General features: G+C 50.6%; 44 protein-coding genes and 1 pseudogene. 5 read left to right on the top strand and 40 right to left on the bottom strand.

The annotated features are described in order from the left end of the window. Positions 1-11: 11 nt before the first annotated feature. The 15 genes from rpsD to rplN form a co-directional block, all read right to left on the bottom strand. Entirely contained in the window at positions 12-632 is a 621-nt protein-coding gene (gene rpsD, locus EB241_RS13155) for a 30S ribosomal protein S4 (protein WP_124233602.1), read from the bottom strand. 32 nt (positions 633-664) lie between these two features. After that, complete coding sequence (gene rpsK, locus EB241_RS13150) at positions 665-1054, bottom strand: 30S ribosomal protein S11 (RefSeq protein WP_034899652.1); 390 nt, start codon at positions 1052-1054, stop codon at positions 665-667. 16 nt (positions 1055-1070) lie between these two features. Next, positions 1071-1427 (bottom strand): 30S ribosomal protein S13, encoded by a 357-nt coding sequence (gene rpsM, locus EB241_RS13145; RefSeq protein WP_048917626.1) that lies wholly within the window; start codon positions 1425-1427, stop codon positions 1071-1073. Between the two features lie 136 nt (positions 1428-1563). After that, positions 1564-1680, bottom strand: a complete 117-nt coding sequence (rpmJ, locus tag EB241_RS13140) for a 50S ribosomal protein L36 (RefSeq protein WP_020322760.1) — start codon at positions 1678-1680, stop codon at positions 1564-1566. Between the two features lie 31 nt (positions 1681-1711). Continuing rightward, a complete protein-coding gene (secY, locus tag EB241_RS13135) occupies positions 1712-3043 on the bottom strand; it encodes a preprotein translocase subunit SecY (RefSeq protein WP_124233601.1) in 1332 nt (443 codons plus the stop codon). A gap of 7 nt (positions 3044-3050) precedes the next feature. Then, on the bottom strand, positions 3051-3485 hold the full coding sequence (gene rplO / locus EB241_RS13130) for a 50S ribosomal protein L15 (RefSeq protein ID WP_124233600.1): 435 nt from the start codon (positions 3483-3485) through the stop codon (positions 3051-3053). A gap of 3 nt (positions 3486-3488) precedes the next feature. Continuing rightward, on the bottom strand, positions 3489-3668 hold the full coding sequence (gene rpmD / locus EB241_RS13125) for a 50S ribosomal protein L30 (protein WP_004160569.1): 180 nt from the start codon (positions 3666-3668) through the stop codon (positions 3489-3491). A 5-nt stretch (positions 3669-3673) separates the two neighbouring features. Continuing rightward, a complete protein-coding gene (gene rpsE / locus EB241_RS13120; RefSeq protein WP_004160571.1) occupies positions 3674-4174 on the bottom strand; it encodes a 30S ribosomal protein S5 in 501 nt (166 codons plus the stop codon). Positions 4175-4188: 14 nt separating this feature from the next. After that, complete coding sequence (gene rplR / locus EB241_RS13115) at positions 4189-4542, bottom strand: 50S ribosomal protein L18 (RefSeq protein WP_004160572.1); 354 nt, start codon at positions 4540-4542, stop codon at positions 4189-4191. Positions 4543-4551: 9 nt separating this feature from the next. Then, positions 4552-5085, bottom strand: coding sequence for a 50S ribosomal protein L6 (rplF, locus tag EB241_RS13110; RefSeq protein ID WP_124233599.1), 534 nt, complete (start codon positions 5083-5085; stop codon positions 4552-4554). 11 nt (positions 5086-5096) lie between these two features. After that, positions 5097-5489 carry a 30S ribosomal protein S8 gene (rpsH, locus tag EB241_RS13105; protein ID WP_020322766.1) on the bottom strand — a complete coding sequence of 131 codons (393 nt, stop codon included), beginning with the start codon at positions 5487-5489 and terminating at the stop codon, positions 5097-5099. Positions 5490-5519: 30 nt separating this feature from the next. After that, positions 5520-5825, bottom strand: a complete 306-nt coding sequence (rpsN, locus tag EB241_RS13100; protein ID WP_124233598.1) for a 30S ribosomal protein S14 — start codon at positions 5823-5825, stop codon at positions 5520-5522. Positions 5826-5838: 13 nt separating this feature from the next. After that, positions 5839-6378 (bottom strand): 50S ribosomal protein L5, encoded by a 540-nt coding sequence (gene rplE / locus EB241_RS13095; protein WP_024966584.1) that lies wholly within the window; start codon positions 6376-6378, stop codon positions 5839-5841. A gap of 14 nt (positions 6379-6392) precedes the next feature. Continuing rightward, positions 6393-6707, bottom strand: a complete 315-nt coding sequence (gene rplX, locus EB241_RS13090; RefSeq protein WP_020322770.1) for a 50S ribosomal protein L24 — start codon at positions 6705-6707, stop codon at positions 6393-6395. 10 nt (positions 6708-6717) lie between these two features. After that, positions 6718-7089, bottom strand: coding sequence for a 50S ribosomal protein L14 (gene rplN, locus EB241_RS13085; RefSeq protein ID WP_004160583.1), 372 nt, complete (start codon positions 7087-7089; stop codon positions 6718-6720). 676 nt (positions 7090-7765) lie between these two features. On the opposite strand from rplN, the pseudogene EB241_RS22000 reads away from it, so the two are divergent. The 4 genes and pseudogenes from EB241_RS22000 to EB241_RS21990 form a co-directional block, all read left to right on the top strand. Further along, a pseudogene (locus EB241_RS22000) lies at positions 7766-8026 on the top strand (glycoside hydrolase family 3 N-terminal domain-containing protein); the annotation flags it as partial. A 156-nt stretch (positions 8027-8182) separates the two neighbouring features. After that, positions 8183-8404 carry a hypothetical protein gene (locus EB241_RS21145; protein WP_199737357.1) on the top strand — a complete coding sequence of 74 codons (222 nt, stop codon included), beginning with the start codon at positions 8183-8185 and terminating at the stop codon, positions 8402-8404. Between the two features lie 351 nt (positions 8405-8755). Beyond that, positions 8756-9022 carry a glycoside hydrolase family 3 C-terminal domain-containing protein gene (locus EB241_RS21995; protein ID WP_199737356.1) on the top strand — a complete coding sequence of 89 codons (267 nt, stop codon included), beginning with the start codon at positions 8756-8758 and terminating at the stop codon, positions 9020-9022. Between the two features lie 122 nt (positions 9023-9144). Further along, entirely contained in the window at positions 9145-9375 is a 231-nt protein-coding gene (locus EB241_RS21990) for a fibronectin type III-like domain-contianing protein (RefSeq protein WP_199737358.1), read from the top strand. Positions 9376-9452: 77 nt separating this feature from the next. Here the strand turns inward: EB241_RS21990 and rpsQ are convergent, their stop codons facing one another. The 20 genes from rpsQ to fkpA form a co-directional block, all read right to left on the bottom strand. Then, on the bottom strand, positions 9453-9707 hold the full coding sequence (rpsQ, locus tag EB241_RS13075; protein ID WP_124233597.1) for a 30S ribosomal protein S17: 255 nt from the start codon (positions 9705-9707) through the stop codon (positions 9453-9455). Continuing rightward, a complete protein-coding gene (gene rpmC / locus EB241_RS13070) occupies positions 9707-9898 on the bottom strand; it encodes a 50S ribosomal protein L29 (protein WP_013204129.1) in 192 nt (63 codons plus the stop codon). Before rpmC ends, rpsQ begins: the two co-directional genes overlap by 1 nt. After that, positions 9898-10308, bottom strand: a complete 411-nt coding sequence (gene rplP, locus EB241_RS13065; protein WP_004956184.1) for a 50S ribosomal protein L16 — start codon at positions 10306-10308, stop codon at positions 9898-9900. The genes rpmC and rplP overlap by 1 nt, the downstream gene beginning before the upstream one ends. Before the next feature lie 12 nt (positions 10309-10320). Continuing rightward, positions 10321-11019 carry a 30S ribosomal protein S3 gene (gene rpsC, locus EB241_RS13060; RefSeq protein WP_124233596.1) on the bottom strand — a complete coding sequence of 233 codons (699 nt, stop codon included), beginning with the start codon at positions 11017-11019 and terminating at the stop codon, positions 10321-10323. A 17-nt stretch (positions 11020-11036) separates the two neighbouring features. Next, positions 11037-11369, bottom strand: a complete 333-nt coding sequence (rplV, locus tag EB241_RS13055; protein WP_124233595.1) for a 50S ribosomal protein L22 — start codon at positions 11367-11369, stop codon at positions 11037-11039. Positions 11370-11381: 12 nt separating this feature from the next. Beyond that, a complete protein-coding gene (gene rpsS / locus EB241_RS13050; RefSeq protein ID WP_013204132.1) occupies positions 11382-11660 on the bottom strand; it encodes a 30S ribosomal protein S19 in 279 nt (92 codons plus the stop codon). A 16-nt stretch (positions 11661-11676) separates the two neighbouring features. Further along, positions 11677-12498: a 50S ribosomal protein L2 gene (rplB, locus tag EB241_RS13045; RefSeq protein ID WP_124233594.1), complete on the bottom strand. Its 822-nt coding sequence runs from the start codon at positions 12496-12498 to the stop codon at positions 11677-11679. A gap of 17 nt (positions 12499-12515) precedes the next feature. Continuing rightward, on the bottom strand, positions 12516-12818 hold the full coding sequence (gene rplW, locus EB241_RS13040; RefSeq protein WP_034917494.1) for a 50S ribosomal protein L23: 303 nt from the start codon (positions 12816-12818) through the stop codon (positions 12516-12518). After that, positions 12815-13420 carry a 50S ribosomal protein L4 gene (rplD, locus tag EB241_RS13035; RefSeq protein WP_124233593.1) on the bottom strand — a complete coding sequence of 202 codons (606 nt, stop codon included), beginning with the start codon at positions 13418-13420 and terminating at the stop codon, positions 12815-12817. Before rplD ends, rplW begins: the two co-directional genes overlap by 4 nt. Before the next feature lie 10 nt (positions 13421-13430). After that, the gene (gene rplC / locus EB241_RS13030; protein ID WP_124233592.1) at positions 13431-14060 is read right to left on the bottom strand and encodes a 50S ribosomal protein L3; all 630 of its coding nucleotides are present in this window, start codon (positions 14058-14060) and stop codon (positions 13431-13433) included. A 32-nt stretch (positions 14061-14092) separates the two neighbouring features. Then, the gene (gene rpsJ / locus EB241_RS13025; protein WP_001181005.1) at positions 14093-14404 is read right to left on the bottom strand and encodes a 30S ribosomal protein S10; all 312 of its coding nucleotides are present in this window, start codon (positions 14402-14404) and stop codon (positions 14093-14095) included. Positions 14405-14762: 358 nt separating this feature from the next. Continuing rightward, a complete protein-coding gene (tuf, locus tag EB241_RS13020; RefSeq protein ID WP_124233591.1) occupies positions 14763-15947 on the bottom strand; it encodes an elongation factor Tu in 1185 nt (394 codons plus the stop codon). Between the two features lie 69 nt (positions 15948-16016). After that, positions 16017-18131 carry an elongation factor G gene (gene fusA / locus EB241_RS13015; protein WP_124233590.1) on the bottom strand — a complete coding sequence of 705 codons (2115 nt, stop codon included), beginning with the start codon at positions 18129-18131 and terminating at the stop codon, positions 16017-16019. Positions 18132-18218: 87 nt separating this feature from the next. Continuing rightward, entirely contained in the window at positions 18219-18689 is a 471-nt protein-coding gene (gene rpsG / locus EB241_RS13010) for a 30S ribosomal protein S7 (protein ID WP_124233589.1), read from the bottom strand. A 96-nt stretch (positions 18690-18785) separates the two neighbouring features. Then, the gene (gene rpsL, locus EB241_RS13005) at positions 18786-19160 is read right to left on the bottom strand and encodes a 30S ribosomal protein S12 (protein ID WP_013204141.1); all 375 of its coding nucleotides are present in this window, start codon (positions 19158-19160) and stop codon (positions 18786-18788) included. A gap of 126 nt (positions 19161-19286) precedes the next feature. Continuing rightward, positions 19287-19574, bottom strand: a complete 288-nt coding sequence (gene tusB, locus EB241_RS13000) for a sulfurtransferase complex subunit TusB (protein WP_124233626.1) — start codon at positions 19572-19574, stop codon at positions 19287-19289. Between the two features lie 7 nt (positions 19575-19581). Further along, the gene (tusC, locus tag EB241_RS12995) at positions 19582-19941 is read right to left on the bottom strand and encodes a sulfurtransferase complex subunit TusC (protein WP_124233588.1); all 360 of its coding nucleotides are present in this window, start codon (positions 19939-19941) and stop codon (positions 19582-19584) included. Then, on the bottom strand, positions 19941-20327 hold the full coding sequence (tusD, locus tag EB241_RS12990) for a sulfurtransferase complex subunit TusD (protein ID WP_124233587.1): 387 nt from the start codon (positions 20325-20327) through the stop codon (positions 19941-19943). The genes tusC and tusD overlap by 1 nt, the downstream gene beginning before the upstream one ends. Then, positions 20327-21049, bottom strand: coding sequence for a helix-turn-helix transcriptional regulator (locus tag EB241_RS12985; protein ID WP_124233586.1), 723 nt, complete (start codon positions 21047-21049; stop codon positions 20327-20329). The genes tusD and EB241_RS12985 overlap by 1 nt, the downstream gene beginning before the upstream one ends. 189 nt (positions 21050-21238) lie before the next feature. Continuing rightward, positions 21239-22078 carry an FKBP-type peptidyl-prolyl cis-trans isomerase gene (gene fkpA, locus EB241_RS12980; RefSeq protein WP_124233585.1) on the bottom strand — a complete coding sequence of 280 codons (840 nt, stop codon included), beginning with the start codon at positions 22076-22078 and terminating at the stop codon, positions 21239-21241. Between the two features lie 287 nt (positions 22079-22365). Between fkpA and EB241_RS12975 the strand changes: the two genes are divergently transcribed. Beyond that, the gene (locus EB241_RS12975; protein ID WP_124233584.1) at positions 22366-22581 is read left to right on the top strand and encodes a SlyX family protein; all 216 of its coding nucleotides are present in this window, start codon (positions 22366-22368) and stop codon (positions 22579-22581) included. On the opposite strand, the gene EB241_RS20945 is transcribed toward EB241_RS12975, so the two are convergent. The 5 genes from EB241_RS20945 to kefG all read right to left on the bottom strand — a co-directional run bounded on the left by EB241_RS20945 (position 22575) and on the right by kefG (position 25972). Further along, the gene (locus tag EB241_RS20945) at positions 22575-22736 is read right to left on the bottom strand and encodes a hypothetical protein (RefSeq protein ID WP_158612411.1); all 162 of its coding nucleotides are present in this window, start codon (positions 22734-22736) and stop codon (positions 22575-22577) included. The two genes, EB241_RS12975 and EB241_RS20945, sit on opposite strands and share 7 nt — an antisense overlap. Then, positions 22720-23274 carry a peptidylprolyl isomerase gene (gene slyD / locus EB241_RS12970; RefSeq protein WP_124233583.1) on the bottom strand — a complete coding sequence of 185 codons (555 nt, stop codon included), beginning with the start codon at positions 23272-23274 and terminating at the stop codon, positions 22720-22722. Before slyD ends, EB241_RS20945 begins: the two co-directional genes overlap by 17 nt. Before the next feature lie 137 nt (positions 23275-23411). Next, positions 23412-23606: a YheV family putative zinc ribbon protein gene (locus tag EB241_RS12965; RefSeq protein WP_124233582.1), complete on the bottom strand. Its 195-nt coding sequence runs from the start codon at positions 23604-23606 to the stop codon at positions 23412-23414. Positions 23607-23614: 8 nt separating this feature from the next. Then, positions 23615-25420, bottom strand: coding sequence for a glutathione-regulated potassium-efflux system protein KefB (gene kefB, locus EB241_RS12960; protein ID WP_124233581.1), 1806 nt, complete (start codon positions 25418-25420; stop codon positions 23615-23617). Next, on the bottom strand, positions 25421-25972 hold the full coding sequence (gene kefG / locus EB241_RS12955; protein ID WP_124233625.1) for a glutathione-regulated potassium-efflux system ancillary protein KefG: 552 nt from the start codon (positions 25970-25972) through the stop codon (positions 25421-25423). It abuts the gene before it with no gap. Positions 25973-26078 lie beyond the last annotated feature (106 nt).

Genomic DNA, 26078 nt, shown 5'->3' with positions numbered 1-26078 from the left:
GGTACTAAGCTTTACTTGGAGTAAAGCTCGACGATCAGGTGTTCGTTAATGTCCGCAGACAGATCGGTACGTTCAGGATTACGCTTGAACACACCTTCCATCTTAGTTGCATCAACTTCCAGCCAGGTTGGCTTTTCACGCTGTTCAGCCAGCTCCAGAGCGGCTTTCACGCGAGACTGCTTTTTGGCTTTCTCACGAATGCTAACAACGTCATTCGGAGTTACCTGATAAGAAGCGATGCTAACAACGCGACCATTTACCAGAATAGATTTGTGGCTCACCAGCTGACGTGCTTCTGCACGAGTGGCACCAAAGCCCATACGATAAACGACGTTATCCAGACGACCTTCCAGCAGAGCTAACAGGTTTTCACCGGTGTTGCCTTTCAGACGTGCAGCTTCTTTATAATAGTTACGGAACTGACGCTCCAGCACACCGTACATACGACGAACTTTTTGCTTTTCACGTAACTGTACGCCATAGTCAGACAGACGCGGTTTACGCGCACCGTGCTGGCCAGGAGCTTGTTCAATCTTACACTTGGTATCAATCGCGCGAACGCCAGACTTCAGGAAGAGGTCTGTACCTTCGCGACGGCTCAGCTTGAGCTTAGGACCCAAATATCTTGCCATTTTCTTTCTCCAACATTCCTAAAAAACGGGCGTTATACGCGACGTTTTTTCGGCGGACGACAACCGTTGTGAGGGATCGGAGTCACATCAGTAATATTCGTGATGCGGAAACCAGCAGCGTTCAGAGCACGAATCGTTGATTCGCGGCCTGGACCCGGACCCTTAACCATAACTTCCAGGTTCTTAATACCGTATTCTTTCACGGCGTCTGCGCAACGTTCAGCAGCAACCTGTGCAGCGAACGGCGTAGATTTACGAGAACCACGGAAACCGGAACCACCGGCTGTTGCCCAACCCAGCGCATTACCCTGACGATCGGTAATAGTTACGATGGTGTTGTTGAAAGATGCATGGACATGAGCCACGCCATCAGAGACTTGCTTTCTTACACGCTTACGTGCACGAACTGGTGCCTTTGCCATTATTCAATCACCCCGATTATTTCTTGATCGGTTTACGCGGACCCTTGCGGGTACGTGCGTTGGTCTTGGTACGCTGACCGCGCACTGGAAGACCACGACGATGACGTAAACCACGATAGCAACCAAGGTCCATAAGACGCTTGATACTCAGGGTGACTTCACGACGCAGATCGCCTTCAACAACAAACTTTGCAACTGCGTCACGCAGAATGTCGATTTGTTCTTCAGACAGCTCACTGATCTTAACATTTTCAGCGATACCCGTTGATGCACAGATAGCCTGTGAACGGGTCTTGCCGATACCGAAAATAGCAGTTAATGCGATTACGGTATGCTTATGATCAGGAATGTTAATGCCTGCTATACGGGCCACTATGCACTCCTATTTAATTACTTATGCGTCCCATGCCGAAAAGCCCGTTTTCAGGATACTCAAATGGAAACGCACAGACATACAAAAGATTGGCTGGCTAATCTAGCCAGCTCAACCCGACTTTGCAAGAAAAATATTAGCCCTGGCGCTGTTTATGCTTAGGCTCGGCGCTGCAAATCACACGTACGACACCATCACGACGGACGATTTTGCAGTTACGACATAATTTCTTGACGGAAGCACGAACTTTCATTTTTACTCTCCGTAACTTCTCAAGCGCCTGATTACCGGCCGTAGCCTTTCAGGTTTGCTTTCTTCAATGCAGACTCATACTGACTGGACATCATCAGAGTTTGCACTTGAGCCATAAAGTCCATGATGACAACGACTACGATCAGCAGTGAGGTACCGCCGAAGTAGAATGGAACTTTCATCGCATCACGCATGAACTCCGGGATCAGGCAGATAAAGGTAATGTACAGCGCACCAACTAAAGTCAGGCGGGTCATTACTTTATCGATATACTTCGCCGTCTGTTCTCCCGGACGAATACCTGGTACAAATGCACCAGACTTCTTCAGGTTATCTGCTGTTTCACGCGGGTTGAAAACCAACGCCGTGTAGAAGAAACAGAAGAAGATGATTGCAGTCGCATAGAGTAACACATAAAGCGGTTGTCCGGGCTGCAAATACATTGAAATAGTCGTCAGCCAGTTCCAACCGGTACCGCCCCCGAACCATGATGCGATGGTCGCCGGGAACAGAATGATACTGGAAGCAAAGATTGCCGGGATAACCCCTGCCATATTTACTTTCAGCGGTAAATGTGTGCTCTGTGCAGCATAGACACGACGGCCTTGCTGACGTTTGGCATAGTTCACCACAATGCGGCGTTGACCACGCTCAACGAAAACAACGAAGAAGGTCACTGCAAATACGAGAACTGCAACCAACAGTAACAGGAGGAAGTGCAGGTCGCCTTGCCGCGCTTGCTCGATGGTATGGCCAATGGCCGGCGGCAGACCCGCAACAATACCCGCGAAGATAATGATTGAGATACCGTTACCGATACCTCGCTCAGTAATCTGCTCACCCAACCACATCAGGAACATGGTCCCGGTGACCAGGCTGACAACAGCGGTAAAGTAGAAGGCAAAGCCTGGGTTTAATACCAGACCCTGCATTCCAGGCATATTCGGTAAACCGGTAGCGATACCGATAGACTGAAAAATACCCAATACCAGAGTACCGTAACGGGTGTACTGGCTAATCTTACGACGGCCAGCCTCCCCTTCTTTCTTTATTTCCGCTAACGCGGGATGAACCACCGTCAGCAGCTGGATAATAATAGAAGCCGAAATGTACGGCATAATACCCAGGGCAAAGATAGAAGCACGGCTCAGCGCACCACCAGAGAACATGTTAAACATTTCAATGATGGTGCCACGCTGTTGCTCAAGCAGTTTGGCAAGTACAGTGGCATCAATACCAGGGATTGGAATAAAAGAACCAATGCGGAAAACAATCAGCGCACCAATAACAAACAAAAGTCTGCGTTTCAGTTCGCCAAAACCACCCTTGGCACTTTGAAAATCTAATCCCGGTTGCTTAGCCATCTGCTACTTATTCCTCAATTTTACCGCCAGCAGCTTCGATTGCAGCACGAGCGCCTTTAGTGACACGCAGACCGCGAACCGTTACCGGAGCAGAGACTTCGCCAGACAGAATAACTTTAGCGAATTCAATCTGAATACCGATAATATTGGCCGCTTTCAGCGTGTTCAGGTCGACGATACCGCCTTCAACTTTCGCCAGGTCAGACAGACGCACTTCGGCAGTGACTGCAGCTTTGCGAGAGTTGAAACCAAATTTCGGCAGACGACGGTACAGAGGCATCTGGCCACCTTCGAACCCGCGACGTACGCCACCGCCAGAACGAGAGTTCTGACCTTTGTGACCACGACCACCGGTTTTACCGAGGCCAGAACCAATACCACGACCCAGACGTTTAGTCGCGTGCTTAGACCCTTCGGCCGGAGACAGAGTATTTAAACGCATCTGTTACTCCTCCACTTTAACCATATAGGAAATCGCGTTAACCATACCGCGTACAGCTGGCGTATCTTCACGCTCTACGGTGTGGTTAATACGACGTAACCCTAAGCCAAGCAGCGTTGCCTTGTGTTTCGGCAAACGCCCGATTGAGCTGCGGGTTTGTGTAATCTTAATAGTCTTAGCCATGGTCATTACCCCAGAATGTCTTCAACGGATTTGCCACGCTTGGCAGCGACCATTTCTGGGGAATTCATATTGGCCAGGCCATCCAGCGTTGCACGAACCACGTTGATCGGGTTAGTGGAACCGTAGGCTTTAGCCAGAACGTTATGAACCCCAGCGACTTCCAGAACGGCGCGCATTGCACCGCCGGCGATGATACCGGTACCTTCAGAAGCCGGCTGCATGAACACACGAGAACCTGTGTGCACACCTTTAACAGGGTGCTGCAGGGTACCGTTGTTCAGCGCGACGTTAATCATATTGCGACGAGCTTTTTCCATCGCTTTCTGGATCGCTGCCGGAACTTCACGCGCTTTACCGTAACCAAAACCGATGCGACCGTTACCGTCACCTACTACTGTCAGCGCAGTGAAGGAGAAGATACGACCACCTTTAACGGTTTTCGATACGCGATTTACCGCGATCAGCTTTTCCTGCAGTTCGCCAGCTTGTTTTTCGATGTGTGCCATCTTACACCTCTACCTTAGAACTGTAGGCCAGCTTCACGGGCAGCATCTGCCAGTGCCTGGACACGACCATGATATTGGAAACCAGAACGGTCGAAAGAAACACCAGTGATGCCTTTTTCGATTGCGCGCTCAGCGACCGCTTTACCAACAGCTGCGGCGGCGTCTTTGTTTCCTGTGTACTTCAGTTGCTCACTGATTGCTTTTTCTACTGTAGAAGCAGCAACCAGAACTTCAGAACCGTTAGGAGCAATTACCTGTGCGTAAATATGACGCGGGGTACGATGTACCACCAGGCGAGTTGCACCCAGCTCTTTGAGCTTGCGGCGTGCGCGGGTCGCACGACGGATACGAGCAGATTTCTTATCCATAGTGTTACCTTACTTCTTCTTAGCCTCTTTGGTACGCACGACTTCGTCGGCGTAACGAACACCCTTGCCTTTATAAGGCTCAGGACGACGGTAGGCGCGCAGATCGGCTGCAACCTGACCAATCAGCTGTTTATCGGCGCCTTTCAGCACGATTTCAGTCTGCGTTGGACATTCAGCAGTGATCCCCGCTGGCAGCGCATGCTCAACCGGGTGAGAAAAGCCGAGGGCCAGACTCACAGAGTTGCCTTTAACAGCTGCACGATAACCTACACCAACCAGCTGCAGCTTCTTAGTGAAGCCTTCGGTAACACCGATAACCATACTGTTCAACAGTGCACGAGAAGTACCAGCCTGTGCCCAACCATCAGCAAACCCTTCGCGTGGAGCGAAAGTCAGCATATTGTCAGCATACTTAACTTCTACAGCAGCGTTGACAGTAAGAGTCAGCTCGCCGTTTTTACCTTTAATCGAAATAACCTGACCGTTGAGTTTTACCTCTACGCCGGCAGGAATGACGACAGGTGCTTTAGCAACACGAGACATTCTTTCCTCCGTTAAGCTACGTAGCAGATAATTTCGCCACCAAGACCAGCCTGGCGCGCTGCACGATCGGTCATTACACCTTTGGAGGTAGAAATAACAGCAATACCCAATCCAGCCATAACTTTTGGCAGTTCGTCTTTACGCTTATAGATACGCAGACCTGGACGGCTTACACGCTGAATGCTTTCTACCACTGCCTTGCCCTGGAAATACTTAAGAGTCAGTTCCAGTTCTGGCTTGGTGTCGCCTTCAATTTTAAATTCTTCAATATAGCCTTCTTCCTTCAGCACGTTGGCAATTGCCACTTTCAGCTTGGAGGAAGGCATGGTGACCGCAACTTTGTTCGCGGCCTGACCGTTACGGATACGGGTCAGCATATCCGCGATCGGATCTTGCATGCTCATCTGTCTTTACTCCCGTGATTCAATTGGTAATTACCAGCTAGCCTTTTTCAAGCCAGGTACTTCACCGCGCATAGCGGCTTCACGCAACTTGATACGGCTCAACCCGAATTTGCCCACATAACCATGTGGACGGCCAGTTTGGCGGCAGCGTTTACGCTGGCGAGACGGGCTGGAATCACGCGGCAGAGTTTGCAGCTTCAGAACGGCATTCCAACGATCTTCGTCGGATGAGTTCACGCTAGAGATAATAGCCTTAAGTTCCTCGCGTTTAGCGCGGTATTTTTCGGCCAGTTTTACGCGAACAACTTCGCGTGCTTTCATTGATTGCTTTGCCATAAGTAACCCTGCCTTACTTGCGGAAAGGGAAGTCAAAGGCAGCCAGCAGAGCACGGCCTTCATCATCAGATTTCGCAGTAGTGGTAATGGTAATATCCAAACCACGAACGCGATCGACTTTGTCATAATCGATTTCTGGGAAGATGATCTGCTCACGAACGCCCATGCTGTAGTTACCACGACCATCAAATGACTTTGCGGACAGGCCACGGAAGTCACGGATACGCGGTACAGCAATAGAGATCAGACGCTCAAAGAACTCCCACATGCGCTCGCCACGCAGAGTCACTTTACAGCCGATCGGATAGCCCTGACGGATTTTGAAGCCTGCAACTGATTTGCGTGCTTTGGTGATAAACGGTTTTTGACCGGAGATGGCTGCTAAGTCAGCTGCTGCGTTATCCAGCAGTTTCTTGTCAGCGATCGCTTCACCAACACCCATGTTCAGGGTGATCTTCTCGACCCGAGGGACTTGCATGACAGAATTGTAGTTAAACTCAGTCATGAGTTTTTTAACTACTTCGTCTTTGTAGTAATCATGCAGTTTCGCCATCGTACTACTCCAAATTACTTGATAGTTTCGCTATTAGATTTGAAGAAGCGGACTTTTTTGCCATCTTCGAATCTAAAGCCTACACGGTCAGCCTTGCCAGTGGCAGTGTTGTAAAGCGCAACGTTGGAAACCTGAATAGCAGCTTCTTTTTCAACGATGCCACCTGGTTGGTTCAGGGCCGGAACCGGCTTCTGATGTTTTTTTACCAGGTTAATGCCTTCAACAATGACCTTACCAGAAGACAGGACATTTTTTACTTTACCGCGCTTACCTTTATCTTTACCGGTCAGCACGATAACTTCGTCATCGCGACGGATTTTAGCTGCCATTTTTCGCTCCTTAGAGTACTTCTGGTGCCAGAGAGATAATTTTCATGAACTTTTCAGTACGAAGCTCACGAGTTACCGGCCCAAAAATACGCGTTCCGATTGGCTGCTCGCTGTTATTATTTAAAATAACGCATGCATTGCCATCGAAGCGAATGACAGAACCGTCCGGGCGACGAACACCCTTCCTGGTGCGCACCACTACCGCCTTCAGCACATCACCCTTCTTAACCTTACCGCGAGGAATTGCTTCCTTGATGGTAATTTTGATGATATCGCCTACGCCTGCGTAGCGACGGTGCGAGCCACCCAGAACCTTGATACACATTACGCGACGTGCACCGGAGTTGTCGGCGACGTTCAGCATAGTCTGTTCTTGGATCATTTTAGTGCTCCGCTAATGTCAACTACTACTTCGGGACCTGATTCAGGTCGTATAAAAGCCCCATTATTGAGGGCGCGTGATTATAACACCGCATCTCGCATATGGGTAGAAAAAATAAACGGCTCATATCGAGCCGATATCTGAACCTCTGAAATGAGGAACGCAGCATTCTAAGGAATTGTTCCCACCGCCGCAATCGTAATCTGTGTACTTCATCAGCTTATTGTTGATGAATCGGTAAAGTAGGGTGTGGCGCGCAAGATCTTGCCGACTTTTCTTTCTATGAGCTTTCTCGCAATTACTCATTTATCCCCATATTGGCCTCTTTTCAGCCAATAACAGGATTACTCGTTGAAATAGGAAATTCACGTGCGCTACATCCGCAGGAACAACCCGCCGGGATGATCTTTTCTGTTGCACCCTTTTCTCTTCAGTCTTGCACTGTCTTCTCAGCACGTTCATGCAAAACCAGTCGATAAGGAGGTTAAAGCTAAAGTTGACGCCCTGTTTGAGAAAATGACCCTGGCAGAAAAAATTGGTCAGATGAATCCGGTCAATTACTTTTCAAACGAAGTGCAGGGCTGGCTCTGTCCTTAACCCTATGGGTGCTTGTGAGTATGCCGGGCTGGGAAAAATTAATGCCATGTAACGTCTTGCTCTCGAATACAGACCAGCCAAAATTCCACTGTTATTTGAGCGCGATGTTATTCATGGGTTCAAAGCCGTCTTCTCAATCCCTTCAGGTCTGACAGCAACATTCAATCCTGACCTGATAGAGCAAGGGGCACGCATTGCAGCTCAGGAAGCCAACGCTTCCGGCATTCATATCACTTTTGCTCCTATGCTTGATGCATCAAGAGATGCGCGCTGGGGCAGAATTGCCGAAAGTTTTGGTGAGGACCCATTTCTGGTCAGCCGGATGTGTCGCCATAATTAACGGTTTTGAGACCACCGATCTCTCACGAACAGGCGCACTGGGTGCGACGGCGAAATATTGTTTGGTTATGGACGAGACTATAACTCAACTCATATCCCTGCGGGGCAGCTACACAATGTCTGTCTGCGTCCTTTCAAAGCAGCAGTGGATAACCTGGTGAGAAACATCCTGCGTATTAAATACAAAATGGGGCTGTTCGCTCACCTTTTCTTCGCACAACAGTCATCTAAAGACGCTTTTCTGAAACCCGCATCTCTGTTCAGCGCTAAACAAACGGCAGAGCAGTCCGCGGTGATGTTAAAGAACGAACATCATACCCTGCCGCTTAAATCGATAAATAAACTCGCCATCATCGGCCTCCTGGCACAAACCAAATGAACAAATGGGCGCCTGAGCATGGGATGGCGATGAGGCGGCAGTGGTCACTCCACCGGCTGCTTCCCGGCAGATGAAGGATCTGACCGTGCTTTACCAGCCAGGCCTTGCGCATTCGCGGGACAAATCAACTGACCATTTCGGGAAAGTTGTTGAAGCTGTGAAGCAGGCGACGCCACCCTGATATATTCCCCGGAGAGGAGGCGATTTTATCTGGTGAGGCGCATTCACTCGCCAACCTGAATCGGGTTGGTGCCCAGAACGAGCAGCTGGCGGAGGTAAGGAAAATCGGTAAGCCTGTCATTCTGGTGGTGATGGCAGGCACGCCGCTGACGATTGGCAGAGATTTGCCTAATGCCGATACTACTCAGCTTTCATCCCGGTACGATGAGAGGGTCGGCGCTGTGTGATTTAATCATGGGACAAACCAATCCCTGCGGCAAACTGCCTGTGACCTTGGTTCGCCACATAGGGCAAATTCCCGTCTATTACAACCACCTCCGGCTGAAAACCAACTGGCTAACCTGGAAAACATTCCGGTTGGGGAAGCCAGAAATCACTGGGCAATACGCCCTGCTGTCTGGATGCCGGAAAAGATCCACTGTTCCCGTTTGGTTATAGATTTCTTACAGTAGCTTTGACTATGCTCCTCTGCGGTACTCCAGGGTAAAGAAACACTTAGCGCTAAGCGTAAAGTAACCAACAGCAGTCTTATCGATGGTACCTAAGTTGTGTAGCTTTACCTGTGCGATCCGGTCAGTTCAAGGGTTCGTCCGGTTAGAGAGTTGAGAGCCTTCAAACGTGTTCCTCTTAAAGCAGGCGAAACGCAGACCGTTCGCTTCACGCTGACCAGGGATAATTTGGCTTTCTATAATGGCGATAACCAATTCGTGGCAGAACCCGGTGAATTTCAGCTTTGGGCAGGAGGCGACAGTCACAGTGGTTCACAGGCCCCCTTCAGATTCGCTCTTTGAAACCTGATTGCCAGGACTATAGCAGGCAAAAAAAAACCCCTGCCAAGGCAGGGGTTTTTCATCGAGAAAAGCGCTTATTACAGAATCGCTTTCTCTACGACGCGAACCAGAGTCCAGGATTTGGTCTTGGACAGTGGACGGCATTCGCGGATTTCAACCACGTCGCCAATTCCACATTCGTTATTCTCGTCATGTACGTGCAGTTTGGTCGTACGCTTAATGAACTTACCGTAGATTGGGTGTTTCACGAAACGTTCGATAGCGACAACAATGGATTTTTGCATCTTGTCACTGGTCACACGACCTTGCAGAGTACGGATTTTATCGGTCATTACGCACCCGCCTTCTCAGTCAGTAAAGTCTTAACGCGTGCAACATCACGACGAACCTGCTTCAACAGATGAGACTGTTGCAGCTGGCCGGATGCCGCCTGCATGCGCAGGTTAAACTGCTCACGCAGCAGGTTAAGCAGCTCAGTGTTCAGCTCTTCAACGCTTTTTTCACGCAGCTCAGTTGCTTTCATTACATCACCGTCTTAGTAACAAAGGTGGTTTTGATAGGCAGTTTTGCTGCTGCCAGCTTGAATGCTTCACGGGCCAGCTCTTCCGGGACACCGTCCATTTCATACAGGACTTTACCCGGCTGGATCAAGGCAACCCAATACTCCACGTTACCTTTACCTTTACCCATACGCACTTCGAGCGGCTTCTCGGTAATTGGTTTGTCCGGGAATACACGGATCCAGATTTTACCTTGACGCTTAACTGCACGGGTCATAGCACGACGTGCTGCTTCGATCTGACGTGCAGTCAGACGACCACGGCCAACAGCTTTCAGACCGAAAGTACCGAAGCTAACATCCGTACCCTGCGCCAGACCACGGTTGCGGCCTTTGTGCATTTTACGGAATTTTGTACGCTTTGGTTGTAACATCAGCGACTCTCCTTACTTACGGCCTTTACGCTGCTGCTTTTTAGGTTGAGCAGCCGGTTCCGGTTGTTCAACAGCAGCCATACCACCCAGGATCTCACCTTTGAAGATCCATACCTTAACGCCGATTACACCATAAGTGGTGTGCGCTTCAGAAGTGTTGTAGTCAATATCAGCACGCAGGGTGTGCAACGGCACGCGGCCTTCACGGTACCATTCGGTACGCGCGATTTCAGCACCGCCCAGACGGCCACTAACTTCAACTTTGATTCCTTTAGCGCCCAGACGCATTGCGTTCTGCACAGCACGCTTCATCGCACGACGGAACATCACACGACGCTCCAGCTGTGAAGTGATGCTGTCAGCAACTAATTTTGCATCCAGTTCCGGCTTACGGACTTCGGAGATATTAATCTGTGCAGGAACGCCAGCGATATCCGCTACGACCTTACGCAGTTTTTCTACGTCTTCGCCTTTCTTACCGATAACGATGCCAGGACGAGCGGTGTGAATGGTCACACGGATGCTCTTGGCCGGACGCTCGATAACGATACGAGATACGGACGCTTTGGCCAGTTCTTTAGTCAGGAACTGACGAACTTTAAAATCGCTGTCCAGGTTGTCAGCGAATTCTTTGGTATTGGCGAACCAGGTAGAGTTCCAGGGTTTAACAATACCCAGGCGAATACCATTAGGATGTACTTTCTGACCCATTGCTAGTCTCCAGAGTCTCAGCGATCGGACACAACCACAGTAATGTGGCTGGTGCGCTTCAGGATGCGATCTGCACGACCTTTTGCACGCGGCATAATGCGCTTCATGCTTGGGCCTTCGTCGACGAAAATTTTCGCCACTTTCAGATCATCAATGTCCGCGCCATCGTTGTGTTCGGCGTTAGCAATGGCAGATTCCAGAACCTTCTTAACCAGTACAGCCGCTTTCTTATTGGTGTAGGTCAGAATATCCAGAGCCTGCGACACTTTCTTACCGCGTACAAGATCTGCTACCAGGCGAACCTTCTGAGCAGAAGAACGAGCGTGGCGATGTTGAGCTAAAGTTTCCATCTCTTCCTCCTGTTAGCGTTTCTTGGCTTTCTTATCAGCAGTATGGCCGCGATAAGTACGGGTCGGTGCAAATTCACCCAGTTTGTGGCCGACCATTTCGTCGGAAACAAAGACAGGAACGTGCTGACGACCATTATGGACAGCGATGGTCAAACCGATCATGTTAGGGAAGATCGTTGAACGACGGGACCAGGTGCGCAAAGGCTTCTTGTCTCCGCTTTCCACCGCTTTCTCTACCTTCTTCAGCAAGTGCAGGTCAATAAAAGGACCTTTCTTGAGAGAACGTGGCATGGCTTATCCTCTAAAATTATTTGCTACGGCGACGTACGATAAATTTATCAGTACGCTTGTTGCTACGGGTCTTCTTACCTTTGGTCTGAACGCCCCACGGTGTTACCGGGTGCTTACCAAAGTTACGACCTTCACCACCACCGTGTGGGTGATCGACTGGGTTCATCGCAGTACCGCGAACGGTAGGACGAATACCACGCCAACGAGCAGCACCAGCTTTACCCAGAACGCGAAGCATATGCTCAGCATTACCGACTTCACCCAGGGTCGCGCGGCAGTCAGATTCGACTTTACGCATTTCACCAGAGCGCAGACGCAGGGTAACGTAGGAACCTTCACGCGCAACGATCTGAACGTAAGCACCTGCTGAGCGGGCAATCTGACCGCCTTTGCCTGGTTTCATTTCTACGTTGTGCACGGTGGAACCCACAGGAATGTTACGCATCGGCAGGGTGTTACCTGCTTTGATCGCAGCATCAACGCCAGACTGAATCTGGTCACCTGCTTTCAGGCCCTTTGGAGCCAGGATGTAGCGGCGTTCACCGTCTTTGTACAGAACCAGTGCGATGTTCGCAGAGCGGTTCGGATCGTACTCAAGACGTTCAACGGTTGCCGGGATACCATCTTTGTTGCGTTTGAAGTCAACAATACGGTAGGCCTGCTTATGACCACCACCGATATGACGGGTAGTGATGCGACCATTGTTGTTACGGCCACCGGATTTGCTGTTTTTCTCAACCAGCGGGGCAAAAGGTTTACCCTTATGCAGCTCTGGGTTCACCACTTTAACTACGTGACGACGACCCGGAGATGTCGGTTTACATTTAACAACTGCCATTGTTCTTCTCCTCCGACTTACTCAGCGCCGCCGACGAAGTCCAGATTCTGGCCTTCTTTCAGGGTGACGTAAGCTTTTTTCCAGTCGTTACGACGACCAATACGCTGTCCGTGACGCTTCACTTTCCCTTTAACAACCAGGGTGTTTACGTCCTCTACTTCCACTTCGAAAAGCTTCTGTACAGCGGCTTTGATTTCTGCTTTGGTCGCGTCTTTAGCAACTTTGAGAACGATGGTATTAGTTTTTTCCATCGCAGCAGACGCTTTTTCAGATACGTGCGGCGCGCGCAGTACTTTCAGCAGACGTTCTTCACGGATCATGCCAGCATCTCCTCAACTTGCTTAACTGCGTCAGCAGTCATAACGACTTTGTCGAAGGCGATCAGGCTAACTGGGTCGATACCTGCTGCATCACGGACGTCAACCTTGTACAGGTTACGAGCGGCCAGGAACAGATTCTCTTCCAGTTCGCCAGTGATGATCAGCACGTCTTCCAGCGCCATATCTTTCAGTTTCTCTACCAGCAACTTGGTTTTAGGCGCTTCCAGAGAGAACTGCTCAACAACGATCAGACGATCCTGACGTACCAGTTCGGACAGGATGCTTTTCAGCGCGCCGCGGTACATCTTTTTGTTTACTTTTTGACTGTGGTCCTGAGGCTTTGCAGCAAAGGTCACGCCACCGGAACGCCAGATCGGGCTCTTAACAGAACCTGAACGCGCACGGCCGGTACCTTTCTGACGCCACGGCTTTTTGCCGGAACCAGTAATTTCAGCACGAGTCTTCTGAGCACGAGTACCCTGGCGAGCACCTGCTGCGTAAGCAACAACAACCTGGTGTACCAGCGCTTCGTTGAAATCGCGACCGAAGGTAGTTTCGGAAACAGTCAGCGCGCTTTGCGCGTCTTTCAATACTAATTCCATTGCTATCCCCTTACGCCTTTACAGCTGGTTTAACGATCAGGTCGCTACCGGTAGCACCGGGAACTGCACCTTTAACCAGCAGCAGGTTGCGCTCAGCGTCAACACGTACTACGTCCAGGCTCTGAACGGTTACGCGCTCATTACCCAGCTGGCCTGCCATTTTCTTGCCTTTGAACACTTTGCCCGGAGTCTGGTTCTGACCGATAGAACCCGGAACGCGGTGAGACAAGGAGTTACCGTGGGTAGCATCCTGAGTACGGAAGTTCCAGCGCTTAACAGTACCGGCAAAACCTTTACCTTTGGATGTACCAGTAACGTCGACCTTTTTCACATCAGCAAAAATATCAACGTTAATGCTCTGACCAACGGTGAATTCGTCGCCTTCGGCAGTACGGAATTCCCACAGTCCACGACCGGCTTCAACACCAGCTTTAGCAAAATGGCCTGCTTCAGGCTTGGTTACGCGGTTTGCTTTTTTAGCACCGGCAGTTACCTGGATAGCAGTGTAGCCGTCGTTTTCCAGGCTCTTAACCTGAGTCACGCGGTTAGCTTCAATTTCAATCACGGTTACTGGGATAGAAACACCATCTTCAGTGAAGATACGGGTCATACCCACTTTTTTACCGACTAAACCAATCATTGTTTCAACCTCTCAATCGCTCAATGACCTGATTAACCCAGGCTGATCTGCACGTCTACACCGGCAGCCAGATCCAGACGCATCAGAGCATCAACCGTTTTTTCAGTTGGCTCAACGATGTCAACCAGACGCTTGTGAGTGCGAATCTCATACTGATCGCGCGCATCTTTGTTGACGTGCGGGGAGATCAGAACGGTAAAGCGCTCTTTGCGGGTCGGCAGCGGGATTGGACCACGAACCTGCGCACCAGTGCGCTTGGCAGTCTCAACGATTTCCGCAGTTGATTGATCGATCAGACGATGATCAAACGCTTTAAGACGGATACGGATTCTTTGGTTCTGCATGAGACCAGAGCTCCAATTATTTATAAACGAAAAAAATTACTACCCACACCCATTACGATTGATGGGGGAGTGTAATCGTCTGCACATAACTCCCCAATTGGGAGTATTGTCAGGTGAGCTAATTACTTGTGCTTACCTGCGGTTCAGATTGAACCGGGCCGTCATTTCTGACAAGCCCGCGAATTATACGCACATATACAAATCTTGCAATCTTTTTATCAACAGGCAAAGGGAAGCAACACCTTTATGTCATTGTATACCGCGTGGGGTTACCTGAAATTGAGGCAAAAAAAAGAGCACCGAAGTGCTCTTTTTTTACTGTGGTGAAGCAAAGCTCACCACGTCAAATCATCGACAATTAAGCGATAACTTTAGCAACAACGCCTGCACCAACGGTACGGCCACCTTCACGGATGGCGAAACGCAGACCGTCGTCCATCGCGATTGGGTGGATCAGGGTAACAACCATTTTGATGTTGTCGCCTGGCATTACCATCTCAACGCCTTCTGGCAGTTCGATGGTACCGGTCACGTCAGTGGTACGGAAGTAGAACTGAGGACGGTAGCCTTTGAAGAACGGAGTGTGACGACCGCCTTCATCTTTGGACAGAATATAAACTTCTGACTCGAACTGGGTGTGTGGCTTGATGGTGCCTGGCTTGGCCAGAACCTGACCACGCTGGATATCTTCACGCTTGATACCGCGCAGCAGGATACCACAGTTCTCACCGGCACGGCCTTCGTCCAGCAGTTTGCGGAACATTTCAACGCCGGTACAGGTTGATTTCACGGTATCCTTGATACCAACGATTTCAACTTCTTCACCGACTTTCACGATGCCACGCTCAACACGACCGGTAACAACGGTACCACGACCGGAGATGGAGAACACGTCTTCGATTGGCAGCAGGAACGGCTTGTCAATTGCACGCTCTGGTTCCGGGATGTAGTTGTCCAGGTGGCCAGCCAGCTCGATGATTTTAGCTTCCCACTCTGCATCACCTTCCAGTGCTTTCAGCGCGGAACCGTGAACGATTGGGGTATCGTCGCCCGGGAATTCGTACTGAGACAGCAGGTCACGTACTTCCATCTCAACCAGTTCCAGCAGCTCTTCGTCATCAACCATGTCACACTTGTTCAGGAACACGATGATGTAAGGAACGCCTACCTGACGACCCAGCAGGATGTGCTCACGGGTCTGCGGCATTGGGCCGTCAGTCGCAGCAACCACCAGGATCGCGCCGTCCATCTGGGCAGCACCGGTGATCATGTTTTTCACATAGTCGGCGTGGCCAGGGCAATCAACGTGCGCGTAGTGGCGTGTTGGAGTGTCATATTCAACGTGAGAGGTATTGATGGTGATACCACGCGCTTTTTCTTCCGGTGCGTTATCGATCTGATCGAACGCACGAGCAGAACCGCCGTAGGTTTTAGCCAGAACGGTGGTGATAGCAGCAGTCAGGGTAGTTTTACCGTGGTCAACGTGGCCGATAGTACCAACGTTGACGTGCGGTTTGGAACGTTCAAATTTTTCTTTAGCCACGGCGATATTCCTTAGTTTCTGTGCTCTCCCCTGTGGACAGGAGAGCACGGGATCAATTAGTTAACCCGGTTATTTACTACGGGCTTCGATAACAGCCTGAGCAACGTTGTTTGGCGCATCATCGTACTTCAGGAATTCCATGGAGTAAGACGCACGACCTTTAGTGATAGAACGCAGCTGAGTTGCATATCCAAACATTTCAGACAGCGGAACTTCAGCGTGAATCACATTACCCGTCACGTTTGATTCCTGACCACGCAGTGTACCACGACGACGGCTCAGGTCCCCGATGACGTCACCGGTGTTCTCTTCAGGCGTTTCAACTTCAACCTTCATGATTGGCTCAAGCAGCACTGGTTTCGCTTGCTTAAAGCCTTGTTTAAAGGCGATAGAAGCAGCAAGTTTAAACGCCAGTTCAGAGGAGTCAACGTCATGGTATGAACCAAAGTGCAGACGGATACCCATATCCACTACCGGATAACCCGCTAATGGACCGGATTTAAGCTGCTCCTGAATACCTTTGTCAACGGCCGGGATGTATTCGCCAGGGATCACACCACCTTTAATGTCGTTGACGAACTCGTAACCTTTCGGGTTAGAGCCCGGCTCCAGTGGGTACATATCGATAACAACATGACCGTACTGACCACGACCACCAGACTGCTTGGCGTGTTTACCTTCGATATCGGTCACTTTCGCGCGAATCGCTTCACGGTAGGCAACCTGAGGTTTACCGACGTTCGCTTCAACGTTAAACTCACGTTTCATACGGTCAACGATGATGTCGAGGTGCAGCTCACCCATTCCGGCAATAATAGTCTGGTTTGATTCTTCGTCAGTCCATACGCGGAAAGACGGGTCTTCTTTCGCCAGACGGCCCAGAGCAAGACCCATTTTTTCCTGGTCAGCTTTGGTTTTTGGCTCCACGGCGATGGAGATTACCGGCTCAGGGAATTCCATACGCTCCAGAATGATAGGAGAGTCTGGATCACACAAAGTGTCACCGGTGGTAACATCTTTCAAACCGATAGCGGCAGCGATATCCCCTGCACGAACTTCTTTGATCTCTTCACGTTTGTTCGCATGCATCTGTACGATACGACCAAAACGCTCACGTGCCGCTTTCACAGAGTTCAGCACGGTATCACCGGAATTAACAACACCGGAGTAAACGCGGAAGAACGTCAGGTTACCCACAAACGGGTCGGTCGCGATTTTAAACGCCAGTGCAGAGAATGGCTCATCATCAGTCGCGTGACGCTCAGCCGGGGTCTCTTTACCATCGTCCAGGATACCATTGATCGCAGGAACGTCAGTTGGTGCTGGCAGATACTCAACCACAGCATCCAACATCGCCTGAACACCTTTGTTCTTAAAGGCAGAACCACAGGTAACCAGAATGATTTCGTTGTTCAGAACACGCTGACGCAGAGCATTTTTGATCTCTTCTTCAGTCAGTTCTTCACCACCCAGATATTTCTCCATCAGCTCTTCAGAAGCTTCAGCTGCGGATTCAATCAGGTTCTGGTGCCACTCTTCAGCCAGTTCCTGCATATCAGCTGGAATATCTTCGTACTCGAAGGTTACGCCCTGATCGGCGTCGTTCCAGTTGATTGCTTTCATTTTCACCAGGTCAACAACACCGGTGAATTTCTCTTCTGCACCAATTGCCAGCTGCAATGGAACAGGGTTAGCACCCAGACGGGATTTAATCTGGCTAACCACTTTCAGGAAGTTCGCACCCATGCGGTCCATTTTGTTAACGAACGCGATACGCGGAACTTTATATTTGTTAGCCTGACGCCATACGGTTTCAGACTGTGGCTGAACACCACCAACCGCACAGTAAACCATTACTGCGCCGTCGAGAACACGCATGGAACGTTCTACTTCGATGGTGAAGTCAACGTGTCCGGGGGTGTCGATGATGTTTACGCGGTGTGGCTCGAACTGCTTGGCCATACCAGACCAGAAAGCGGTCGTTGCGGCGGAGGTGATGGTAATACCACGTTCCTGCTCCTGCGCCATCCAGTCCATGGTGGCAGCGCCGTCATGAACTTCACCGATTTTATGGTTTACACCGGTATAGAACAGAATACGTTCGGTCGTTGTGGTCTTACCGGCGTCGATGTGGGCACTGATACCGATATTACGATAGCGTGCAATGGGTGTTGTGCGAGCCATTTGATTCCTCTGATTCTCGGACGTTCCAAGTTAAAGCCCGGCGGGGTTAACTGAACGCCCGCCGGGTTAATAACAACTACAAAGCTGTTACCAGCGGTAGTGAGCGAACGCCTTGTTGGCTTCGGCCATACGGTGAACGTCTTCACGTTTCTTCACGGCAGTACCTTTGTTGTCTGCCGCATCAGAAAGTTCGTTCGCCAGGCGCAAAGCCATTGATTTATCACCGCGTTTACGAGCAGCTTCAACGATCCAACGCATTGCCAGCGCATTACGACGAACCGGACGGACTTCAACTGGTACCTGATAAGTAGAACCACCAACGCGGCGGGATTTTACTTCCACGGTTGGGCGGACATTGTCCAGGGCTACTTCAAATGCTTCCAGTTCGTTCTTACCGGCACGCTGAGCCAGGGTCTCAAGTGCGGTATAGACGATTGATTCAGCAGTAGATTTTTTACCGTCTACCATCAGGATATTTACAAATTTAGCCAGCAATTCTGATCCGAACTTAGGATCTGGCAGAATTTTACGCTGGCCAATTACGCGACGACGTGGCATGGAAATACTCCGTTGTTAATTCAGGATTGTCCAAAACTCTACGAGTTTATTATGACATTTAAGATAAAACGTTTGGCCTTACTTAACGGAGAACCATTAAGCCTTTGGCTTCTTCACGCCGTACTTGGAGCGTGACTGCTTACGGTCTTTAACACCTGAGCAGTCCAGCGCGCCACGAACGGTGTGGTAACGCACACCTGGCAAGTCTTTAACACGACCGCCACGGATCAGGATCACGGAGTGTTCCTGCAGGTTATGACCTTCACCACCGATGTAGGAGGTAACTTCAAAACCGTTGGTTAAACGAACACGGCAGACTTTACGCAGTGCTGAGTTCGGTTTTTTAGGAGTGGTAGTATATACACGAGTACATACACCACGTTTCTGCGGGCAGGCTTCCAGCGCTGGCACGTTGCTCTTTGCAACTTTGCGTGCGCGTGGTTTGCGAACCAGCTGGTTAACTGTTGCCATTAAATAGCTCCTGGGATTTGCTTTTGCTTCGTAAACACGTGATAAATCGCCTCGTGGTATAACGAGGACGCAGAATTTTAGGGCTGAGCAGAAAAGGTGTCAAGAAATAACCAGGATATCGTCTTGTTACCAGGTCATTTGTTTCGGATGTTTTACCGTCAGCGCAACGAAATCAGTATAGCTTACCATCCCTGCTTTGGGTGAAATTTGAGCAGAAAGCCCGCGTGCCACAACATCCTCCCGCAGCACATGAAGGGAAATATCCTTTTCAAGCAAGCAATTAAGTGAATGAGACTCTACTAGCGCAGCTAACACGCCGTCCTGCAGCAGTAACACATCGTCGCCCCCGGCAAGCATACGCAGCAGCGCATTGAAGTCGCATTTAAAAGGAGAATGAATCAGAAGATGCAACATACCTGCCTCAGAAAGTGATAATTCGGTCAAAACTGTCCAGCATTGTGCGCAATTCTGTTTGGGAAAGCACCTTTACCGGCAGCACACTCTCCCCTTCTGACGGCAGTCCGCGTTCCAGCAAAGAAGCTGAACAGATGTACAAATCCTCAATATCATACAGAGGAAGTAGACCAAAAGCGGCGGCGTAATGTCGTGCCAGCACCTTCTCAGGCTGCTGATTGGGACGAAGTTGCAGCACGCCATCGCTGATAAAAAATAGCGCAATATTTTCACTGAGAGCAGAGATTGCCAGCACGGCATCCAGTCCTTCCCTGCCCGCGCTGGTACCATGAGGTGACTGAGTAAACACAACAGCAATACGGTTCATCAGAACTGCACCAGACGGTCGCAGGTTAAAGCAGCCTCCGCCAATGCCCCAAGCCCTGAAAGCTGGAAACCGGGCGCGAGGTTGGCACCCACAAGGCCGAGATTTTTGGCTTCCTGTTCATTGGTCACCCCGCGGCGTAGCGCTGCTGACACACAGATATTTAGCGTGACCCCGCGTTGCTGGTTCAGCTGCTGCCAGCCCTGGGTCAGATTAAATTCATCGTTAGCAGGTGAAGTCAACACGCTGGCATTCAGCACACCTTCACGATAAAAAAACACGCTTTCCAGCGTATGGCCCTGAGCCAACAGCGCCTGTGCGAACAGCCAGGCGCTGCTGGCCTGTTGGGTGCCATAAGCAGGTCCGGTAACCAGCAGGGTAAAGCGCATCAGCGATCCTGCCCCTGAAAATCCCCACTTTTGAACTGGCGGATATAAAGGTAAACGGTATGTTTGGAGATGTTGAGGCGGTCGGCCACCTGATTGATGGCATCTTTAATATCAAAGATCCCTTTCTCATACAGATTGAGTACGATCTGGCGATTCTTGGCATTATTCGAGACATTCCGATCGCCACTCACTTCCTCAATGGTGAATTCCAGTGTCTGCATCACCAGATCGTCAACCGACGAGGCAAAGTTAACCGATGAGGCGACTTCCTGCGTTTCCGGCGGCATGAAAGACGCCATGATTTGTGAGAAAGGCACATCAAGATTCATGTTAATGCATAACAAACCGATGACTCGCTGATCGCCATTACGAATAGCGATAGTTACCGATTTCATCAGCACACCACTTTTTGCCCGGGTGAAGTAGGCTTTGGAGACATTGCTGTCTGCCCCCCTCATCTCATGTAGCATACGTAGTGCAAGATCGGTAATTGGGGACCCTATTTTTCGTCCCGTGTGTTCGCCATTGGCAATACGGACAGCAGAACGTTTTAAATCTTCCAGCGAGTGAAGAACGATTTCACAATGGGAGCCAATCAGCATCGCAAGGCCATCCACTACCGCTTCATACGACCTCAGGATATCAAAGTCAGTCTGCCCGAAAGGGCGCTGCTCCAGTAATTCCAGATCGGTCACATCACCGGTAAATATTGCACCAGACATTAAGAAACCACCCTTGAGCAGAACCTGACGCACAGTGCCAGGAAAGATGTATTCAGAAGAAAATGCGCGGAAGGCAGTCTAGCAAATATCGCGAACGCCTGTCCTGACCTTTATCAGTAAATGGTACTGACAACGACAATCAGGCAGAAGGGGAAATAGCACCGCCACAGTGAGGTGGCGGTGAACATTTTACTTGGTCTGAGCGGCGGCTGGAGCTTCAGCAGGTTTTTCTGCGTTAGCATCAGCTTTTGCTGCTGGTTTGATATCAAGCAGTTCAACATCAAACACCAACGTGGAATTAGCCGGGATACCCGGAACGCCGTTCTTACCATAAGCAAGCTGCGGTGGAATAACCAGCTTGATTTTACCACCTTTCTTCACGTGCTTCAGACCTTCGGTCCAGCCAGGGATCACGCCGTCAAGACGGAAGGAAAGTGGTTCACCACGGGTGTATGAGTTATCAAACTCGGTGCCGTCGATCAGGGTACCTTTGTAATTGACAACAACAGTGTCGCTGTCAGTCGGTGCCTTGCCGGTTCCCTCTTTTTGAACCTGATAAAGCAGGCCGGATTCGGTTTTTTTCACGCCTTTTTCTTTAGCAAATTTGGTTGCGAAAGCGTCACCTTTTTCAGTGTTCTCTTTAGCGTCTTTTTCCATCTTCGCCTGAGCAGCGCCTTTCACGCGGCTTTCGAATGCCTGCAATGTCTGCTCAATTTCCTGATCGGAAAGTTTGCTCTTACCAGCAAACGCATCCTGAACACCAGAAATCAGCTGCTGCTTGTCCAGCGTAATACCCAGTTTTTCCTGTTCTTTCAGAGAATTTTCCATATAGCGGCCAAGAGACGCGCCGAGTGCATAAGCGGACTGTTGATCATCTGTTTTAAACGCAGCATTTTTGGGTGCGGGCTTAGGCGCCTGCTCGGTTGGTGCGGAAGCTGCTGGTGCCGTCTCGGCAGCGAAAACCTGCGGAGCGTTCATTGCAACGGCCATGGTGGTGGCTAGCAGTGTGACTTTAAATATTGATTTCATCCATTTCTCCAAAACCGAAGCCTCTCACCTCGGAAATCATTACAGACGGGGCCAGTAGTATAGCGGTAAAACTGCATGAGAAAACTGCACAATTTCTCAATGAAAGTCAGGTAACCTAGGACCGCCTGCCCGCACGAAAGTTCATCACTGAAATGCAGGCGCAGAACTCGTTTTTCAAGTGCGGACCTGAATTAAGGTCAACAGGCCTGTTTCATCCCCAACTTTCCCGTTAGAATCAAAAAGCGTTGACGAAAATAGTCGCTCCGGCGGCCATAAGAGGAAATAATATGCAGCACGCTTTAGAACAGCGGATGGAAATGCTGGAAAGCCGCCTGGCGTTTCAGGAGCACACCATCGAAGCGCTTAACCAGACAGTCATTCACCATGAACTGGAAATGGCACGCCTGCGTGAGCAGATGCGTCTGCTGACGGATAAACTGCAATCAGTCGCCCCTTCAATGATCGCTTCGCAGTCCGAAGAGACGCCGCCGCCGCACTACTGATTAAACAGAATGACGGCGTTAGCAATATCCATGGCATTAATCTGAAACTCTGTGGTTTGTGGTGCTTTCACTGGCGCAACAGAGAGGCCAAAAAAGGCCACCAGAAGGCAGCCTGATGAACCAGCACAACGCGGGAAGTTAGTGATTGCAGCCACAGCCGCCGGTGCCGCAACCACCCTGACCGTGGTCATGGTCATGGTCATGGTCATGGTCATGATGATGATCGTGCTCGCCGTGAACGTGGCCGTGAGCCAGTTCTTCAGGCGTCGCTTCACGGATCGCCATCACTTCAACATTAAAACTCAGGTTCTGACCCGCCAACATGTGATTACCATCAACCACCACATGATCATCTTCCACTTCAGTGATCTCAACCGGGACCTGGCCCTGATCGGTTTCCGCCAGGAAACGCATCCCCACCTGCAATTCATCAACGCCCATGAAAACGTCTTTTGGTACACGTTGCACCAGATTATCGTCATATTGGCCATACGCATCGTCAGCCGCGATGTTTACTTCAAATTTGTCACCGGCTTCATGATTTTCCAGGGCTTTTTCAAGACCAGCAATCAGGGAACCATGACCGTGCAGATAGTCCAGCGGCGCACTTACCGTAGACTCATCAACCAACACACCATCCTCTGTACGTACCTGATAAGCCAGGCTGACGACCAGGTCTTTTGCTACTTTCATGATTACTCCTAACCGTTGAGAGCTTGAACGCTTATGCGTTGGCCAGATGGCCAACCTGAAGGGCTCTTAATTGCGTCGATTGTAATAAATTTCAACGCCGCTGTACGGTAAAGCTTAAAAAAAGTCGGGCGATTGCGCTACTCAGGATGAAAAATACCAATCACCTGTTCACTGTCCCGAACGTTATCCCGCACATGTTTATCCGCTTCCCGCATCTGATGTCCACAGGTAACGCATTCAACCACTTCAATATTATTCTCTTTCCATAACGCCAGCGTATCTTTTGCCTGGCACGCCGGACAGGTTGCACCGGCAATGAATCGTTTACGCATTTCCGCTCCTACTCAGACTCATCCCACCCACCAAACTGGCGCTTCTCATGGCGCATCTCTGCCTGAAAAATATCTTCCAGTTCACGTCGGGCTTCTTTTACCCGTGAAATCTGCTGACTGTCTGCATGGTTGGGCATCAGCTCACGCAGCATACGCATATCCAGGCGGCGGAAATGCTGCTGTGCGCGAAAAGCCTGATGGGGATGCATACCAAGCGTCATCAGCGTTTTGCGGCCCAGCTCCAGGGCGCTTGAAAAGGTTTCACGCGAGAACTGTATCACCCCGGCCTGAATCAGCTCATGCGCTTCCACACGACCTCGCGCACGGGCAAGGATTTGCAGATGTGGAAAATGTTGCTGGCAAAGATGAACAATTTCCATCGCATCTTCCGGGCCATTGCAGGTAATGACGATCGACCGTGCCGTTTCCGCTCCGGCAGCACGGAGCAGTTCCAGTTCGGTGGCATCGCCGTAGTATACCTGATAGCCATATTTACGCATCAGGCTGACCGAACTGATATCCCGTTCCAGCACCGTTATGCGCTTCTCATTAGCCATCAGCAGACGTGCCACTACCTGACCGAAACGGCCAAAGCCAACCACAATAACCTCAGGCTTGTCATCTTCAACAAACGGCTTTTCGTCCTGGGAATCGTCCTCGTTGAAACGCCTGGCCAGAATACTGTCGACAACCTGCATCAGGACTGGCGTCGTCATCATTGACAGCGTTACCGTCACCAACAGCAAAGGCATCTGATCGCCTTTAAACAGTTTTGCCGATGACGCCGCAGAGAAAAGCACAAAGGCGAACTCGCCGCCCTGACTTAACACCGCCGAAAACTGGAGTCGCTCAGAGCTACGCAAGCCAAAAACGCGGGAAAGCAGGTAAAGCACGCTCGCTTTGATCGCCACCAGCACGATAACGCCGACCACAATGGCAACGAGATGGGTGTAAAGCACACCGAGATTCAGCGCCATGCCAACGGAGATAAAGAACAGGCCAAGCAGCAGGCCTTTAAAGGGATCGATGGCCACTTCCAGTTCGTGACGGTACTCGCTCTCTGCCAACAGGATACCCGCGATAAAAGTGCCAAGCGCCATTGACAGCCCCAGAGCATCCATAAACAACGCTGCCCCTAATACCAACAGCAACGTGGCGGCGGTAAAGACTTCACGCACCCCGGAAGCGGCGATAAAGCGGAAGATAGGCCGCAGTAAGAAGCGCCCCCCCACCAGCATGCCCGCAAAAGCCAGCACCTTAATACCAACTTTCATCCAGTCAGTATGGCCGCTGTCGCCTCCGGCCAGCAGGGGCACCAGCGCCAGCGCCGGGATAACCGCCAGATCCTGGAACAGTAATACCGAAAAGCCAAGCTGCCCGGACTCATTGCGCTTCATCCCTTTATCACTCATCAGCTGAAGCGCCAGTGCAGTAGAGGACATCGCCAGGCCAAGGCCACCGATCATCGCCGCCTGCCACGAAAAATCCGTCAACCAGAGCAGGCCACCCAGAATCGCCGCGCTGAAAAGCACCTGCGCGGCGCCAACGCCAAAAATAGAGCGCCGCAGCTGCCAAAGTTTGGACGGGTTCAGTTCCAGCCCAATGATAAACATCAGGAATACCACGCCCAGCTCAGAGAAATGCAGGATCTCTTCAACGTCACTGATAAAGCCCAGCCCCCACGGTCCAATGGCGATACCGGCCAGCAGGTATCCCAGCACGGCACCGATCCCCAGCCGTGCCGCCAGCGGCACCGCGATCACCGCAGCAAAAAGATAAACCACCCCTGCCGTCAGTAATGTTTGTCCTTCCATTTAAAGCCCTCCGGGCAGTTGCGGAGACGCCAGCCAGTCACCGTAAGCCCGCGCAAAGTTTTTCATCGCCTCCGGCGGCTGCCGTCGTGCCAGATAAATGACCATCGGCGTCAGCCAGTGCATCCGGCAGAGTTGGGCGGTAAGTTCGAAGGGACGCATAATGTCAGACATGGGATATCGGTTAAGACCATCCTGATGGTAGGCGGCTTCCGGCTCCCCGGTGGTGATCACACTTCGCCAGAACTTCCCTTCCAGCACGTTGCCATTTGGACCACTGGCAAATCCCCGCGCCAGCACGCGATCCAGCCACTCTTTCAGCAATGCGGGACAGCTGTAGGTGTATAGTGGATGCTGAAAAACAATGACGTCGTGTTCACGTAACAGCTGCTGCTCACAATGGATATCAATAAAAAAATCAGGGTAGTGCGCATAGAGATCGTGCACGGTCACATTTGGCAGTTCCTTTGCCGGTTGCAGCAAAACCCGATTAGCAACCGAGTCCTGCGACTCAGGATGTGCGTAAAGCAGCAAAACTTTGGGTGGCTGCGACATCATTCCTCTCCAAATCGTCGTCATCGCGGGGAAATTCCGCTACCATGCCCGACACAACGGACTTGTGAATTCCGCAAGCAATCATGATGATTTAATTTAACATATT

It is taken from the genome of Erwinia psidii (assembly GCF_003846135.1).
Classification (GTDB): domain Bacteria; phylum Pseudomonadota; class Gammaproteobacteria; order Enterobacterales; family Enterobacteriaceae; genus Erwinia; species Erwinia psidii.
The sequence above is the reverse complement of the archived record's forward strand: the minus strand, read 5'-3'. Positions and strand labels throughout refer to the sequence as shown.